Source organism: Micromonospora arborensis (genome assembly GCF_003205615.1).
Taxonomy (GTDB): domain Bacteria; phylum Actinomycetota; class Actinomycetes; order Mycobacteriales; family Micromonosporaceae; genus Micromonospora; species Micromonospora arborensis.
This window is the reverse complement of record NZ_PYBV01000011.1, coordinates 89205-104362: the sequence shown is the minus strand read 5'-3', so window position 1 is coordinate 104362 and position 15158 is coordinate 89205. Positions and strand designations below refer to the sequence as shown.

The following is a 15158-nucleotide window of genomic DNA, read 5'->3' as shown; positions in this document are numbered from 1 at the left end:
AGATGACCGACGTCCGGTCGGCGGATTCGGCGGTGGCGGCACCTCCACCTGCGGGCAGTGGCCCCGAGTCAGGGCGGGCGGGTCGAGGTGCCGGTCTGCGCACCGGGGCCGGGGCGGCGCTGCTGCCCGCAGCCGGCCTCCTGGTCGCCCTGGCGGCGTGGTGGCTGATCGCCCGGCTGGAGTTGGTCCACCCCGCGGCTCTGCCGCCGCCCGGCGACGTGCTCGCCGCGTTCGTCGACAAGCCCGCCCAGATGTTGGAGCACACCTGGGACACCCTGCTGGAGATCCTGACCGGCTTCGCCCTCTCGGCGGTCGCCGGTGTTCTGATCGGACTCTCCCTGGCCAGCTCCCGCACGGTCGAGCGGATGTTCACCCCGCTGCTGGTCGCGGTGAACGCCGTGCCGAAGATCACGTTGGGGCCGCTGTTGGTGGTGGCGCTCGGCTGGGGTCAGAAGCCGATCCTGACCATGGTGTTCCTTCTCTGCTTCTTCCCGATCGTGCTCTCCACCGCGACCGGGCTGACGACCACGCCGGCGGACCTGGCGGAGCTGGTGCGCTCCTGGAACGCCTCCCGCTGGCAGGCGTTCCGCAAGGTGCGCTTCCCGGCGGCGCTGCCGCAGATCTTCGTCGGGCTCAAGGTGGCCATGCCGCTGGCCGCGATCGGTGCGGTGATCGGCGAGTTCCAGGCCGGCGAGAGTGGCCTTGGCTACCTGATCCTGCAGTACGCCGGAGTGGGCGACACCGCCACCGCCTGGGCGGCGATCATGTTGGTGGCGTTGGTGAGCATCCTGCTCTACTCGGCGCTCCTGCTGATCGAGCGGACCGCGCTGCCCTGGGTAAAAGAAACCACCAGCAGCCGCTAACCATCCACACCAAAGATCAACACCAAGAAACGCAAAGGGCCGGCCCCCCACGAGGAGGCCGGCCCTTTCGTCAAACGGTGACGCGCTGAGGTGTGGCCGACCGTGCCCGGCGGAGGGATCAAGCCTGACCGCCCGGAGTCGGGCACGGTCGGCCACACCCCACCCGGCACCCCGACGAACCCGCGAGCTACACGAGGTCCAGAAGCGTTTACCCCGCCAACCGCCACCGACCATTGCGGGCGACCAGCGTGGTGAGCGCCTGCGGCATCAGCCCGCTGTGGTTGTCGGGAGTCATCCGGATCGGGCCGGACAGGCCGTCCATCTGGGACGTCTCCAGCACGTCCCGAATGCCGTTGCGGTTGACCTTCCCGGCTTCGCCGCCGGCGCGAAGTTCCGCGTCGACGATCAGTTGGACGGCGTCCGCGGCGAAGGACGAGGACCCGTTGTAACCGCCGAAGCGCGCGGTGTAGTCCTGGAACCACTGCCGCCGCGCCGCCTTGGCCGGTGTGGTCGCGATCACGTCGTCGATCACCATCGTCTGGGTGAAGATCAGCGTGGCCCGCTCGGTCGCCTTGGCCGCCCCGCCGAGGAACAGGTCGCCGGCTGCGCCCGCGTCGAAGAAGAGTGGACCCCGGAAGGTGGTCTGCTGGGCGCTGGTGGCGGCCAGTGTCGCCTGCTCCGGAGGGGTCCAGAAGACCAGCGCGTCGGGCTTGCCCGCCGCGAGCTGTTGGATCTGCTTGTTGACGTCGGTGTCGGTGGCCTTGGCCCTCTGCTCCCGGAGCGCGATGCGGGCCTTGTCCAGCTCGCTCTTGAGCGCGGCCGCGCCCTCCCGGCCGTAGTCGTCGTCGCTGACGAGCATCCCCACCTTGCGGATGTTGTTGCGGCGCAGTTCGGTGGTCAGCGCGGCCGCGCTGTCCGGGGCGTTGGGGCCCAGCTTGAACACGTAGCGCCGTTCGGCGACTGGGTCGGCGATCGCGCCGGAAGCGGCGAGCGCAATGGTGGGAATCCGCTTCTCGTTGATGGTTCCGACCGCGCCGACCGCGCATTCGTTGCAGCCACCCATGATGATGGCGCTGATGCGTGAATCGCTGCTGAAGTCGGCGATGTTGCGAAGTGACTCGGCCGAGTCGGAACGGTTGTCCTTCACCTTCAGCTTGATCTCCCGGCCGTTCAGTGCGCCGGAGGAGTTCAACTGCTCGACCTTGAGGTCGAGGGCCCGCTGGTAGGTCCGCCCGACCGGGGCGGCGGCGCCGGAGAGTTCGAGGTCGGCGGCGATCCAGATCGGGCTTGTGTCCTGCTCCGCCCCGCCAAACTGGCAGCCGGCGAGCGTGGTGGCCACTACGGCCGATGCGAGCGCCGCGATGGTCGCGGAGCGGATGGGGCTCAACTCAGTCCTCCAGGTGCGGGCGCGGGCGCTGCCCGGTCACCGCCGCTAATCCGTCCTCAGTGGAAGACGGGATCTCCTCTGCCGTACGGTGTGCGCGAAGCCTGCAAAACCTTGCCAATGGCCGGCGCTGTGGTCAAGCGCGGACCCCGGCAGCACTTTCGGGACGGCCATCCCACATGCTGGGGTAACGCAATGTTTGCAAAAGCTCACTTTGCATACACGCGTGACCACTCAGGAGTTACATGCCCTGTTCAGGGGCTTGCGGAAATGAAGGTATCAGTTGCCCGGATCACGGGACGCGCTCCGTCCGACCGTTTCCTACCTCACTGCGGCTTCCCAAACAGGATCTTCTCTGATGAAATCGCGGCCGTGCCGCGCGTGGTCCCCTCCGCTTACGGCATGGCTCGGCGGCTCAGGCGGGGAAGAAACGACGGAGGCTATGTCGTGAGCACCGGACCGATGACCCTGCCCGCGCTCGGCGACGGCGGTCGGCGTACGCGCCGACGGTTGCCGCGACTGCGGGATGCCCGGATCCGGTCCAAACTGGCGTTGATTCTTGTCGTCCCGGTGGCGGCGGTGATCGCGCTGGCCACGGTCCGCCTGATCTCCGTTGGCGAGGGCGCCTTCGATGCCACCCGGGCCCGGTCGCTGACGGCCCTCTCCATCGACGTCAGCGCTCTCACGCAGGACCTCCAGTCCGAGCGGATGGCCGCGGCGGCCTACCTGGCCAATTCGCAGCTGTCGGCTGACGCGTACAACCTGCGGGTCCGTGAGACGCAGCGGCAGGTGGACGAGTACCGCGCCGAGCGGGCTCGGATCGGCGAGGTGCCGGCGGCCCTGCGGGACCGCCTGGCCGTCATCGACAACCACCTGTCGACCCTGGACGGCACCCGCCAGGAGGTGCTGGACCACCGGCAGATGGCGGTCGCCGAGGCCGTGCTCCGCTACGGGGTCATCCTCACCGACCTGGTCGCCTACGGTGACGGCCTGGCCCAGTTGCCCGGTGACGAGAGCCTGTCGGACAGCCGCCGCGCGGTCTCCGCCTTCGCCCGCGCCAAGGCTTCCGTCGCCGAGGAGGAGGCGGTCGCCTTCACCGCCCTGTCGGCGGGCCAGCTCGACTCGGAGCAGTTCTCCTCCTTCGTGGCCACCCTGACCGGCCAGCAGGAGGCCCTGCTCGCCTTCTCCCTGGCGGCAGACCCGGTGCAGCGAGCCCTGGTCGACAGCACCGTCTCCGGTGACGCGGTCGGCCTGGCCGACCGGGTGGCCACCGACATCACCCGCTCGGTCGGGCAGCGCCCGCTGGTCACCGCGCAGGACGCCACCGCCGCCATCGGCGCGGTGAACGACCTGATGCGCTGGGCCGAGATCCAACTGCAGGACCGGCTGTTCCAGCAGGCCGACCAGGCGCGCGCGGACGTCATCCGGCAGGCCGTGATCGAGTCGATCCTGGTTCTGCTGACGCTGATCATCGCCGTGTCGCTGGCCGTGGTGCTGGCCCGTTCGCTCAACCACTCGTTGCGCCGACTGCGTGAGGGTGCGCTCTCGGTGGCCAACCACGACCTGCCGGACGCGGTGCAGCGGCTGCAGACCATGGGCAGCGTCGGCGACGGCGGGGTGGACGAGATCGTCCGCCAGGTCCGGGACCCGATCCAGCTGAACAGCCGCGACGAGGTCGGTCAGGTGGCGTTGGCCTTCAACGTCGTCCACCGGGAGGCGGTGCGGGTCGCAGCCGAGCAGGCCGCGCTTCGTACCAGCGTCTCGGCGATGTTCCTCAACCTGGCACGCCGTAGTCAGACCCTGGTCGACCGGATGATCGGCGAGCTGGACGCGATCGAGCGTGGCGAGGAGGACCCGAAGCGGCTCGCGCAGCTCTTCGAGCTTGACCACCTGGCCACTCGAATGCGCCGCAACGACGAGAACCTGCTGGTCCTGGCCGGCGCCGACTCGGCCGTGCCGCGCCGCGACGACGCGCTGGTGGTCGACGTGCTGCGTGCCGCCCAGTCCGAGGTCGAGCTGTACAACCGCATCGAGTTCGGCACGGTGGACACCGACATCTCGGTGGCCGCGAACGCGGTCAACGACGTCGTACGCCTCGTCGCCGAGCTGCTCGACAACGCGACCCGGTTCTCACCGCCGAACACCACGGTGGTCGCCGACGGTCGCCGGATCCGCGACTACGTCCTGATCCAGATCGAGGACCGTGGGCTCGGCCTCACCGACGAGCAGCTCGACTCGCTCAACCGCCGGTTGGCCGCGCCGCCGAGCGTCGACGTCGCCGCGTTCCGGCTGATGGGTCTGGCCGTGGTGAGTCGGCTCGCCTCCCGCTACGGCATCCGGGTGGAGCTGCGCCGCAACGTCGAGGGCGGCACCGTCGCCCAGGTGACGTTGCCCGCCGCCACCGTGGTGCTGCCCACCAATCGGGGCCGCGAGCAGGCGCTCGGTCGGCCACGTCAACCGCTGGCCGTGGAGCAGACTCCGCTCACTCCGGTCGGTCACACCGAGCAGCTCGCCGGTGCCGCGACGTCGGCGGCCACTCTGCCCGACCAGTGGCGGACCAACGCGCCGGCTCCCGCCCAGTGGCAGTCTCCGCTGGACTCGCGGGACACCACCCCGGCCGTCCAGGCGGGTGGCTACACCGGCCCGCGTTCGACGGTGCCGCCGGCGCCGGCCACCCCGGCGCCCGTCGCCCCACTCCCGCCGGCGCGGCCCGCGTACGGCAACGGCGCGGGTGCCTCGATGGGCAGCCCGACCGTGGCCTACCCGACGATCGATTCGCTGCCCCGGCGCGGAACGACCGCGGATGCCGCGGACGGGCGCAACGCCTCGGGTCTGCCGGTCGGGCCGGTCGCCGGGCCTGGCGCGGTGGCACCGCCCGCCGCGCCGTCGGTGCCCGCCGTACCGGTCAGCACCCGGCCCGAATTCCCCGCCGAGGCACCGATCTTCCGGGAGATGGAGGCGGTCTGGTTCCGGTCGCACGGCGACGACGCCACCGCGATCTTCACCCGGCCCAAGTTCGACGAGCCGCCAGCGCCCGCCGCCGCTGCGGCCGATGCCGGGCTGCGCACGGGCAACGGCGGTCAGCCGAGTGCCGCGTCCATGCCGACCGCCGCGCCGGCCCGACCGCCACTGCCGACCCGCACCCCCGGCAGCTCCAACACCGACGGCAGCACCCCGCCGGCCACCGGGGGGCGCGGCAGCGCGTCCGCCGGCGGGCTCGGCACGCCGCCGTCGTACTCCCCGCCACCGGCCGCCCGGACGGCCCCCGCGGCACCGGCGGCCCCCACGGCGCCCGCCGTGGACCCGCACGCCTGGCGGACGGCGGCGGACGAGGGTTGGTCACGGGCCAGCCAGGCCGCCGAACCGTCTCCCGCCGGGACCACCCGCTCCGGGTTGCCCAAGCGGGTGCCGCAGCAGCAGCTCGTACCGGGTGGCATCGAACCGAAGAGCGGCCGGGACCGCAGCCGGCGGACCCCCGATGAAGTACGCGGTCTGTTGTCGGCCTACCACCGCGGTGTGCAGCGCGGTCGGACGGCCGGAACGGACCTGAACAGCACCTCGACCAAGGAGAGCCGATGAACAGGCCAGCTGCCATGCAGGACATGGGTTGGCTGCTCACCAACTTCGCCGACAGCGTGGCGGGAATCGCCCACGTGGTGGCGGTGTCCGCCGACGGGCTGCTGCTCGCGTCCTCCCGGGATCTGCCGGGGGACCGGGCCGACCAGCTCGCCGCGATCACCTCCGGCGTGGTGAGCCTGACCGAGGGCGCGGCCCGGATGTTCAGCGCGGGCGGGGTGTTGCAGACAGTCATCGAGATGGACAGCGGGTACCTCTTCCTGATGTCGATCAGTGACGGCTCGTCGATGGCCGTACTGGCCGCGCGTAGCTGCGACGTGGGTCAGGTGGGCTACGAGATGGCGCTGCTCGTCGAGCGGGTGGGTGCCGCACTGGTGCCGCTGCCGCGGGACGCGGTGCGCTCGTAGCAGGGGGTAGGACGGCGCTCGGGTCGTGCGCCGGAGCAGGGACGGCAAGGCGGTACAGAAAAGCTCCACAAGGGACGAGGAGGTGACTGGACATGGACCAGCGACGCGCTGACCCGCGTGGCGCACTGGTACGTCCGTACGCGGTCACCCGTGGTCGTACCGAGCCTCGGCAGGACATTGCCCTGGAAGCCGTCCTCACCGCGTCTCCCACCCAGGTCGCCGAATCCCGCTTCGCCGGCCATGACAAGCACCGCATCGCCACGGTCTGCGAGGGCCGAGCACAGTCGCTGGCGGAGATCGCCGCGTACACCCGGATGCCGCTGGGCGTCGCCCGGGTGTTGGTCGCCGACATGGTGGCCGAGAGCCTGCTGACGTTACACACTGCTGCTCCCGCCGAGGGGTTCGAGGAGCGGATGGAACTGCTTGGAAGGGTGCTAAGTGGACTTCGCAGGCTATGACCCCGCAGGGGGGCGGCCGGGCCGGGGAATCGTCTCCGCGAAGATCGTCGTCGCGGGCGGCTTCGGCGTCGGTAAGACGACACTGGTCGGGGCGATCTCCGAGATCACACCGCTGACCACCGAGGCGTTGATGACCGCGGCGGGTGTCGGCATCGACGACCCGTCCAAGGTGCCGGGCAAGGAGACCACCACGGTCGCCATGGACTTCGGCCGCATCACCATGGCTCAGGATCTGATCCTGTACCTCTTCGGTACACCCGGTCAGACCCGGTTCTGGTTCATGTGGGACGAGATCATCCGGGGCGCGGTGGGTGCCGCCGTGCTGGTGGACACGCGCCGGATCACCGATGCGTTCGCCCCACTTGACTACTTCGAGAACCGCAACCTGCCGTACGTGGTGGCACTGAACCGGTTCGACGGCGCTCCCCAGTACGATCTGGAGGAGGTCCGTGAGGCGTTGGCCATCTCGCCACAGGTGCCGCTGGTGATGACCGACGCCCGGCACCGGGATTCGGTCAAGCAGGTGCTGGTGACGGTCGTCGAGCACGCCATGCTTCGGTTGCAGTCCGAGCACGGGCGGGGCTTCCCCACGCCGGTCGGCTGAACTGTCGCGTCACGGCCGGCACACACACCTGCCGGCCGTGACGTCAGTCGACCTGGAGCCGGTAGCCGCGCTTCACGATGGTCTGCACCACGCGGGGCGCGCGCAGGCCGGCCCGTAGACGGGCCACCGCCATCTCCACCGCATGCTCGTCCGCGCCCCGAGGCAGCGTCCGCAGCAGCGCCGTGCGGGACAGCACCCGGCCGGGGGACTGGGCCAGCGCCCGCAACACCGCCATCGGAGCGGGGGCGAGTGGACGCAACTCTCCGTCGATCACTGCGGCGTGCCCGCGCAGCGTGAGCAGGTGCCCGCCGGCCTTGAACGTCACGGTCCGGCGGGGCAACTCGTCGACGATGGTCCGCACCAGCGCCCCCAGCCGGGCCCGGCCCGGGGCGCTCACCGGCACCCCGCGCCGCAGCAGCGGCTCGGCGGTCACCGCGCCGACGCAACTGGCCAGTACGTCGCCGCGGAACGCGGACACCACCGCGTCGGTACGGTCCCCGGCCGCGCGTAGCAGTGCCTCGGCCGCCGGCGCCGAGGTGAAGGTCACCGCGTCCACCAACCGGCCGGCGATCAGGTCGATCAACCGGTGCAGCGGTGCCGGGTCGGTCGGCGGGGCCCAGCGGTAGACCGGCACCTCGATCACGGTGGCACCGGCCGCCTCCAGTGCGAGCGTGCACTCGGGCTGCCGCTCACCGTGCAACTGCATGGCGATCACCTGCCCGGCCACGCCGCGCCGGCGCAGGTGGTCGACCACCTCGTCGCAGCTCTCCGAGGCCGGCGACCACTGGTCGTGCAGCCCGGCCGCACGGATCGCGCCGCGCGCCTTCGGGCCGCGGGCCACCACGTACGAGCTGGCCAGCACCGAGCGCAGCGGCTCGGCCAGCCCCCAACCCTCGGCCGCCTCCAGCCACCCGCGCATGCCGATGCCGGTGTTGGCCATCAGGATGTCCGGCGGCTGTTCCAGGCAGGCGCGGGTCGCCTCGCGCAGCTCGGTGTCGTCGGACAGGGGCACGATCCGCAACGCCGGGGCGAGCACCACGCGGGCGCCCCGACGTTCGAGCAGCGCGGCCAACTCGTCGCGCCGCCGGTCGGCGGTCACCCCGATGGTGAAGCCCGCCAGTTCCTCCCGCATCAACCCTCCTGTCGTAACCGCACCTCGACCAGCCCGTCGCGGCAACGCGCGTCGTGCCGGGCCACGGCCACCCCGGGCAGGTCGAGGCAGTGCCCGCTGCGCAGGTCGTACACCTGCTTGTGCAGAGGTGAGGCGACTGTCGGCACTCCGCCACGGCTGCCGACGATGCCGCGCGACAGCACGTACGCCCCGGACACCGGATCGCGGTTGTCGATGGCGAACAGCCCGTCCGGGGTGCGGAAGAGAGCGATCTGCACCCCGTCGACCAGGGCGGCGACGCCCCGGTCCGGTTCGAGCCGATCCAGCGGGCAGATGGTTGTCCAGTTCAGCATGATGGTCTGAGTCATCGCCGTACCTCCGGTAGTCCCAGCGCGACCGGCTGCCGACGGTGACCGTTGGTCGGCAGTGGTTGGGCCGGTTGAGAGTCGCCGGCTGGCACCGGCTGGCCACGTTCCTGGCTGAAGGTGATCGACGGGTCGGGCACGTCGGGAGCGTTGACGAAGGAGGTGTAGCGGCGTAGCCGGTCCGGGTCGTCGAGGACGTCGCGCCACTCGTCGGAGTACGTCGTCACGTGCCGGGCCATCGCGGCGTCCAACTCGGCGCAGAGCCCGAGCGAGTCGTCCACGATCACCGCGCGCAGATGGTCCAGGCCACCGTCCATCGCCTCGACCCAGCCCGCGGTGCGTTGCAGCCGGTCGGCGGTGCGAATGTAATAGATCAAGAATCTGTCGATCAGCGTGATCAGCGCTTCGGTGGACAGGTCGGTGGCGAACAGGTCGGCGTGCCGGGGCCGGAAGCCGCCGTTGCCACCGACGTAGAGATTCCAGCCGGTCTCGGTGGCGATGATGCCGAAGTCCTTGCTGCGCGCCTCGGCGCACTCGCGGGCGCATCCGGAGACCGCAGACTTGATCTTGTGGGGGGCGCGTAGCCCGCGATAGCGCAACTCCAGCGCGATGGCCAGCCCCACCGAATCCTGCACTCCGTACCGGCACCAGGTCTCGCCCACACAGGACTTCACCGTCCGCAGCGCCTTGCCGTACGCGTGGCCGGACTCGAAGCCGGCATCGACCAGCCGCCGCCAGATCTGCGGTAGCTGCTCCACCCGCGCCCCGAACAGGTCGATCCGCTGCCCGCCGGTGATTTTCGTGTAGAGCTGGAAGTCCCGGGCCACCTCGCCGATCACGATCAGCTTCTCCGGGGTGATCTCACCGCCCGGGATCCGGGGCACCACCGAGTAGCTGCCGTCGCGTTGCAGGTTGGCCAGGAAGTGGTCGTTGGTGTCCTGCAACGACGCCTGCTCACCGTCGAGCACGTGCCCGCTGCCCAGCGACGCGAGGATCGACGCCACCACCGGCTTGCAGATGTCGCAGCCGCGCCCCCGACCGTGCTCGGCGACCAACCGGGAGAAGGTGCGGATGCCGCGTACGCGGACGATCTCGAACAACTCGCGCCGACTGACGTCGAAGTGCTCACAGAGCGCGGTGGACTGCGCCACCCCGGCCGCGTCGAGGAGCTGCTTCAGCATCGGCACGCAGGAACCGCAGCTGGTGCCGGCCCGGGTGCACGCCTTCAACGTCGGCACGTCGGTGCAGCCGTCGGCGATGGCGGCGTCCACGTCGCCCCGGGTCACCGCGTTGCAGGAGCAGACCTGGGCGTTCGCGGGCAGCGCACCGGCGTCCGCCCCGCCGCCGTCCGGGGCGAGCAGCGCCAGTGGCGCGGCCGGCAGCGGGCCGCCCACGCTGGCCCGCAACGTCGGGTACGCGCTGGCGTCACCGACCAGCACACCGCCGAGCAGGGTGTGTGCGTCGTCGGAGAGGACCAGCTTCGCGTAGACCCGGGTGGCCGGGTCGGTGAACGTGACGTCCAGGCAGCCCGGGGTCGCGCCGTGCGCGTCGCCGAACGAGGCCACGTCGACGCCGAGCAGCTTGAGCTTGGTGGCGGTGTCGGCACCCGGGAACGTCGCCGCGCCGCCGACGAGCCGGTCGGCCACCACCTCGGCTGTCGCGTACCCCGGGGCGACCAGACCGTGGCAGGTGCCGTCGACCGCCGCGCACTCACCGACCGCCCAGATCCGCTCGTCGGCGGTGCGGCAGGTCGCGTCGACAAGCACCCCGCCGCGCGGACCCAGGGGCAGACCGGCGTCCCGAGCCAACTGGTCCCGGGGCCGGATGCCCGCGGCCACCACCACCAGGTCGGCGTCGATGGCACCACCGTCGGAGAGGGCCAGAGCTGCGACACCGCCGTCCGGGCCGGGTTGGATGGCGGTGGTCGCCACCCCGAGATGGGTCCGTACGCCCAGGTCGTCGACGTAGCGGCGGAGCATCGCGCCGCCGGCCTGGTCCACCTGCACCGGCATCAGCCGGGGCGCGAACTCGACCACGTCGGTGCTCAGGCCCAGCAGCCGCAGGGCGTTCGCCGCCTCCAGACCGAGCAGCCCACCACCGATCACCGCACCGGTCCGCCGACCCTGCGCATAGGCCCGGATCGCGGCCAGATCGTCCAGGGTCCGGTAGACGAAGACCCCGGGCAGCTCCACGCCGGGCACCGGCGGCACGAACGCGTACGACCCGGTGGCCAGCACCAGCATGTCGTAGCGGTACTCGCCGACGGCGGTGGTCACCACCTGCCGGTCCCGGTCGATGGCGGTGGCTGGCTCGCCGAGTCGCAGCCGCACCCCGTCGTGCGGTGTGTGCAGGTTGAGCTCGTCCTCGCTCACCCCGTCGAAGTACGCCGAGAGTCGCACCCGGTCGTACGCCGGACGCCCCTCCTCGGCCAGCACCGTCACCCGCCAACGGCCCTGTGGGTCACGGGCACGCAGCGCGTCGACGAAGCGCTGCCCGACCATGCCGTTGCCGATGACGACCAGATCACCGCCGTTCATCGCGTCACCTCCACCGCTTCCGCTTGGCTCAGCCAATCGACGATTCCGCCCACCGCGTCCCGGCATCCGCCGCATCCGGTGCCGGCCCGGGTCGCCGCCACCACCGCGTCGACCGTCCGGGCCCCGGAGCGCCAACTGCGGACCAGCGCGCCCTTGCTCACCGTGTTGCACTGGCAGACCGTGGCCGCGTCCGGCATCAGTGCCGGTGACGCGGCCGGCGCCGCACCGGCCGTGCCGAGTGCCCGGCCGAGCAGCAACGCCCGCCGGTCGGTCGGCACCGGGTGGCCACGGTCGAAGAGCTGGATCACCGTGCCGACGGCCGGGTTGTCACCCAGCAGGATCGCGCCGACCAGCCGCTCGTCCCTGATCCGCAACCGGGCGTACGTGCCCCGGGTCGGGTCGGTGAAGGTCAGCTCCTCGCCCGGCCCACCGCCCACCGCGTCGCCCATCGAGGCCAGGTCGATCCCGGCGGCCTTGAGCCGGGTCACCACCGGCCGGGGCCGGTACCGGGCCAGCGGGTCCGAACCGGTCAGTACGTCGGCGAGCACCCGGGCCTGAGCCCAGGCGGGTGCGACCAGCCCGGTGAGCACGCCGTCGTGCTCGGCACAGTCGCCGATCGCCGAGATGGACCGGTCGTCGGTGCGGAGCTGGTCGTCCACCACCACACCGCGTCGGACGGTCAGCCCGGCCGCCTGTGCGAGGGCGGTGTCCGGGCGTACACCGCAGGAGAGCAGCAGCAGGTCGGCGTGGAGCGTTCGGCCGTCGGCCAGGTCGAGGCGTACGCCGGTGGCGTCCGCGGCCACGCCGGTTGCCGGCACCGCCAGTTGGATGGTGACGCCGAGATCGGCGAGCGTGCCGGCGAGCACCGCACCGGCTGCCGGGTCGAGTTGCCGTTCCATCAGGTGCCCCCGCGGGTGCACCACGGTCGTGGTCAGCCCTCGGATGGCCAGCCCCCGGGCGGCCTCCAGCCCGAGCAACCCACCGCCGAGCACCAGCGCGCTGCGTGCGCCGGCCGCTGCGGCGAGGATCCGTCGGCAGTCGTCCAGGGTCCGGAAGGGGACCACCCGCTCCGGCAGGTTCGCCGGGTCGAGGCCGGGCAGTGGCGGCAGCACCGCCCGGGCGCCGGTGGCCAGCACCAGATGGTCGTAGGAGATGCGTTCGCCGTCGTCGGTCCGAACCTCCCGGGCGGCTCGGTCGATCGCGGCCACCGGTACGCCGGTGCGCAGGTCGATGCCGTGCCCGGCGGCCTCGGTCAGCTCGATGTCCGGCTCGTCGACCCGCCCGGCCAGCAGGGTGGAGAGCAGGATCCGGTTGTACGCCCGGTGCGGTTCGGCCCCGAGCACGGTGACCTTCCGGTCTCCCTCCCGGGCATGCAGCTCACCGGCGAGGCGGGCACCCGCCATCCCGTTGCCGACGATCACCACCCGGGCGGTCATGCCTTCTCCACCCGGACCGCGCAGATCTTGAATTCGGGCATCCCGGAGATCGGGTCGACCGCGTCGTTGGTCACCGAGTTGGCCCGTCCCGCCCCCGCGTAGTGGAACGGGGCGAAGACGGTGTCCGGCCGGATCCCGGCGCTGAGGCGGGCCGGGGCGCTGAACTCACCTCGGCGCGAGGTGACCCGCACCGGGTCTCCGTCGTCGATGCCCAGCCGCCCGGCCAGGTCGGGGTGCAGCTCGACGAACGCCTCGGCGGCGGCGCGGCGCAGCGCGGCGACCCGGCGGGTCTGGGTGCCGGACTGGTACTGCGCCAGCACCCGGCCGGTGGTGAAGTGCAGCGGGTACGCCGCGCAGACCTCCTCGGCGGCTGGCCGGTGGTCGACGGGGTGGAACCGGGCCCGGCCGTCCGGGGTGGCGAACCGGTCGGTGAAGAGTCGTGGCGTGTCCGACCCCTCCTCGGTCGGGCAGGGCCAGTAGACGCCGTCGGCGGCGTCGATCCGAGCCCAGCTGATGCCGGCGTAGTCGGCAGCCCCACCGGCCGAGGCCCGACGCAACTCGGCGAAGACGGTGGCCGGGTCGGCCGGGAACCGGGCCGCCGCGTCGGTGGCCGCAGCAGCGTCGGGGGCCAACCTCGCCGCGAGGTCGGCGATGATCGCCAGGTCGGTCCGGACACCCGGCGGCGGTGGGCGCAGCGCGCGCCGACGCAGCACCCGACCCTCCAGGTTGGTCATGGTGCCGTCCTCCTCGGCCCACTGCGCGGTGGGCAGCACCACGTCCGCCAGCGCGGCCGTCTCGGAGAGCATCAGGTCCGCGACGACCAGCAGGTCCAGGTCGCGCAACCGGCGCTCGATCCGCCCCGCCCGTGGCGCGGAGACCACCGGATTCGAGCCGAACACCAGCAACGCGCGCGGGCCGTCGGGTGTGCCGAGCGAGTCGAGCAGTTGGTACGCCGGCACACCCGGGCCGGGCAGTTCGTCGGCGGGCACTCCCCAGACGCCGGCCACGTGCTCGCGGGCCGCCGGGTCGTCGATCCGCCGGTACCCGGGCAGTTGGTCGGCCTTCTGCCCGTGCTCCCGTCCACCCTGGCCGTTGCCCTGGCCGGTGAGGCAGCCGTACCCCGAGCCGGCACGACCGGGCAGGCCGAGGGCAAGGGCGAGATTGACGTACGCGGAGACCGTGTCGACGCCCTTGGCATGCTGCTCGGCGCCGCGCGCGGTCAGGATGATCACTCGACCGCCGGTGCCCAGCGCGCGTGCGGTCGCCTCCAGGTCGGCCACCGGCACACCGGAGATCTGCTCGGCGCGGGCCGGCCACCAGGCGGCGACGCTGCGGCGCACCGCCTCGAATCCGGCGGTGCGTTCGGCCACGTACTCCCGGTCGACCCAACCCTCGGTGAGGGCGATGTGCAGCAGTGCGTTGGCCACCGCGAGGTCGGTGCCGGGCAGCGGTTGCAGATGCAGGTCGGCCTGGCGGGCGGTGGCGGTGACCCGGGGGTCGACGACGATCAGTTGGCCGCCGTTGGCGCGCTGCTCGGTGAGCCACCGCACCAGCGGCGGCATGGTCTCCGCCGGGTTCGCGCCGACCAGCAACAGGGTGTCGGCCCGGCCCAGGTCGGCGAGCGGGAACGGCAGCCCTCGGTCGATGCCGAAGGCGCGCATCCCGGCGGCTGCCGCCGAGGACATGCAGAACCGTCCGTTGTAGTCGATGTGCCGGGTGCGCAGCCCGATCCGGGCGAACTTTCCCAACGCGTACGCCTTCTCGTTGGTCAGGCCACCGCCGCCGAAGACGGCGACCGCGTCCGGGCCGGCGTCGTTCTGGATGGCGCGGATGCCGGTGACGACCCGATCGAGGGCGGCGTCCCAGCTTGCCGGGCGCAGCGTGCCGGTGGCCGGGTCGCGCACCAGGGGAGTGGTCAGCCGCTCCGGGTGGTCGAGCAACTCGGCGGCGGTCCAACCCTTCTGGCAGAGCCCGCCGCGATTGGTGGGGAACTGGCGGGGGTGCACCGACACCCCGGCGTCGTCCTCACGCAGCACCATCCCGCACTGGAGTGCGCAGTACGGGCAGTGCGTCGCCACTTCCCGGGGCGTCCGCCCCGATCGAGTTGCCGACCGCGCACCGTCTGTCATGTCGGCAAAGCGTGCCGCCGGGCAGTTTCCAGTCCGGGTCCCTTCTGTTTCGGTCCTGTCAAGTGGGGCTCACACCGCACCGGGGCAGCGGGCGTGACGGGTGGGCGGTGCGGGCCGACCCTGCCGTCCGTCGGCCGGGATCAGCGCCGCCGGTGTCCCAGAGGCGGTCAGCCCAGGTCGGCGCGGTGTTGTCGGCGGGTCAGGGACAGCCAGCCAAGGAACCGGACGTGAAGTGCTCGCAGGTCAGGACGAACGCCTAGGGAGTACAGGTCGTCAACCGCGTCCTGC

11 protein-coding genes are annotated in these 15158 nt (G+C 72.0%); 5 read left to right on the top strand and 6 right to left on the bottom strand.

Annotated elements, in window-relative coordinates:
- Positions 1-2: 2 nt before the first annotated feature.
- Positions 3-863 carry an ABC transporter permease gene (locus tag C7C45_RS08395; protein WP_110563070.1) on the top strand — a complete coding sequence of 287 codons (861 nt, stop codon included), beginning with the start codon at positions 3-5 and terminating at the stop codon, positions 861-863.
- A 208-nt stretch (positions 864-1071) separates the two neighbouring features.
- On the opposite strand, the gene C7C45_RS08390 is transcribed toward C7C45_RS08395, so the two are convergent.
- Positions 1072-2250: an ABC transporter substrate-binding protein gene (locus C7C45_RS08390; RefSeq protein WP_110563069.1), complete on the bottom strand. Its 1179-nt coding sequence runs from the start codon at positions 2248-2250 to the stop codon at positions 1072-1074.
- A 444-nt stretch (positions 2251-2694) separates the two neighbouring features.
- On the opposite strand from C7C45_RS08390, the gene C7C45_RS08385 reads away from it, so the two are divergent.
- From C7C45_RS08385 to C7C45_RS08370, 4 genes are all read left to right on the top strand, one after another.
- Positions 2695-5826 carry a sensor histidine kinase gene (locus C7C45_RS08385; protein ID WP_110563068.1) on the top strand — a complete coding sequence of 1044 codons (3132 nt, stop codon included), beginning with the start codon at positions 2695-2697 and terminating at the stop codon, positions 5824-5826.
- On the top strand, positions 5823-6230 hold the full coding sequence (locus tag C7C45_RS08380) for a roadblock/LC7 domain-containing protein (RefSeq protein ID WP_007465177.1): 408 nt from the start codon (positions 5823-5825) through the stop codon (positions 6228-6230). Before C7C45_RS08385 ends, C7C45_RS08380 begins: the two co-directional genes overlap by 4 nt.
- A gap of 92 nt (positions 6231-6322) precedes the next feature.
- Positions 6323-6688 carry a DUF742 domain-containing protein gene (locus C7C45_RS08375; protein WP_007465174.1) on the top strand — a complete coding sequence of 122 codons (366 nt, stop codon included), beginning with the start codon at positions 6323-6325 and terminating at the stop codon, positions 6686-6688.
- Entirely contained in the window at positions 6669-7292 is a 624-nt protein-coding gene (locus C7C45_RS08370) for a GTP-binding protein (RefSeq protein ID WP_110563067.1), read from the top strand. The genes C7C45_RS08375 and C7C45_RS08370 overlap by 20 nt, the downstream gene beginning before the upstream one ends.
- 43 nt (positions 7293-7335) lie before the next feature.
- Here C7C45_RS08370 and C7C45_RS08365 read toward each other — a convergent pair whose 3' ends face one another.
- The 5 genes from C7C45_RS08365 to C7C45_RS08345 are packed head-to-tail and all read right to left on the bottom strand — an operon-like array spanning position 7336 to position 14870.
- A complete protein-coding gene (locus tag C7C45_RS08365; RefSeq protein ID WP_110563066.1) occupies positions 7336-8424 on the bottom strand; it encodes a uroporphyrinogen-III synthase in 1089 nt (362 codons plus the stop codon).
- Entirely contained in the window at positions 8424-8771 is a 348-nt protein-coding gene (gene nirD, locus C7C45_RS08360; protein ID WP_110563065.1) for a nitrite reductase small subunit NirD, read from the bottom strand. Before nirD ends, C7C45_RS08365 begins: the two co-directional genes overlap by 1 nt.
- A complete protein-coding gene (gene nirB / locus C7C45_RS08355) occupies positions 8768-11305 on the bottom strand; it encodes a nitrite reductase large subunit NirB (protein WP_110563064.1) in 2538 nt (845 codons plus the stop codon). The genes nirD and nirB overlap by 4 nt, the downstream gene beginning before the upstream one ends.
- The gene (locus tag C7C45_RS08350; protein WP_110563063.1) at positions 11302-12741 is read right to left on the bottom strand and encodes an FAD-dependent oxidoreductase; all 1440 of its coding nucleotides are present in this window, start codon (positions 12739-12741) and stop codon (positions 11302-11304) included. Before C7C45_RS08350 ends, nirB begins: the two co-directional genes overlap by 4 nt.
- A complete protein-coding gene (locus C7C45_RS08345) occupies positions 12738-14870 on the bottom strand; it encodes a molybdopterin oxidoreductase family protein (RefSeq protein ID WP_110563062.1) in 2133 nt (710 codons plus the stop codon). The genes C7C45_RS08350 and C7C45_RS08345 overlap by 4 nt, the downstream gene beginning before the upstream one ends.
- Positions 14871-15158 lie beyond the last annotated feature (288 nt).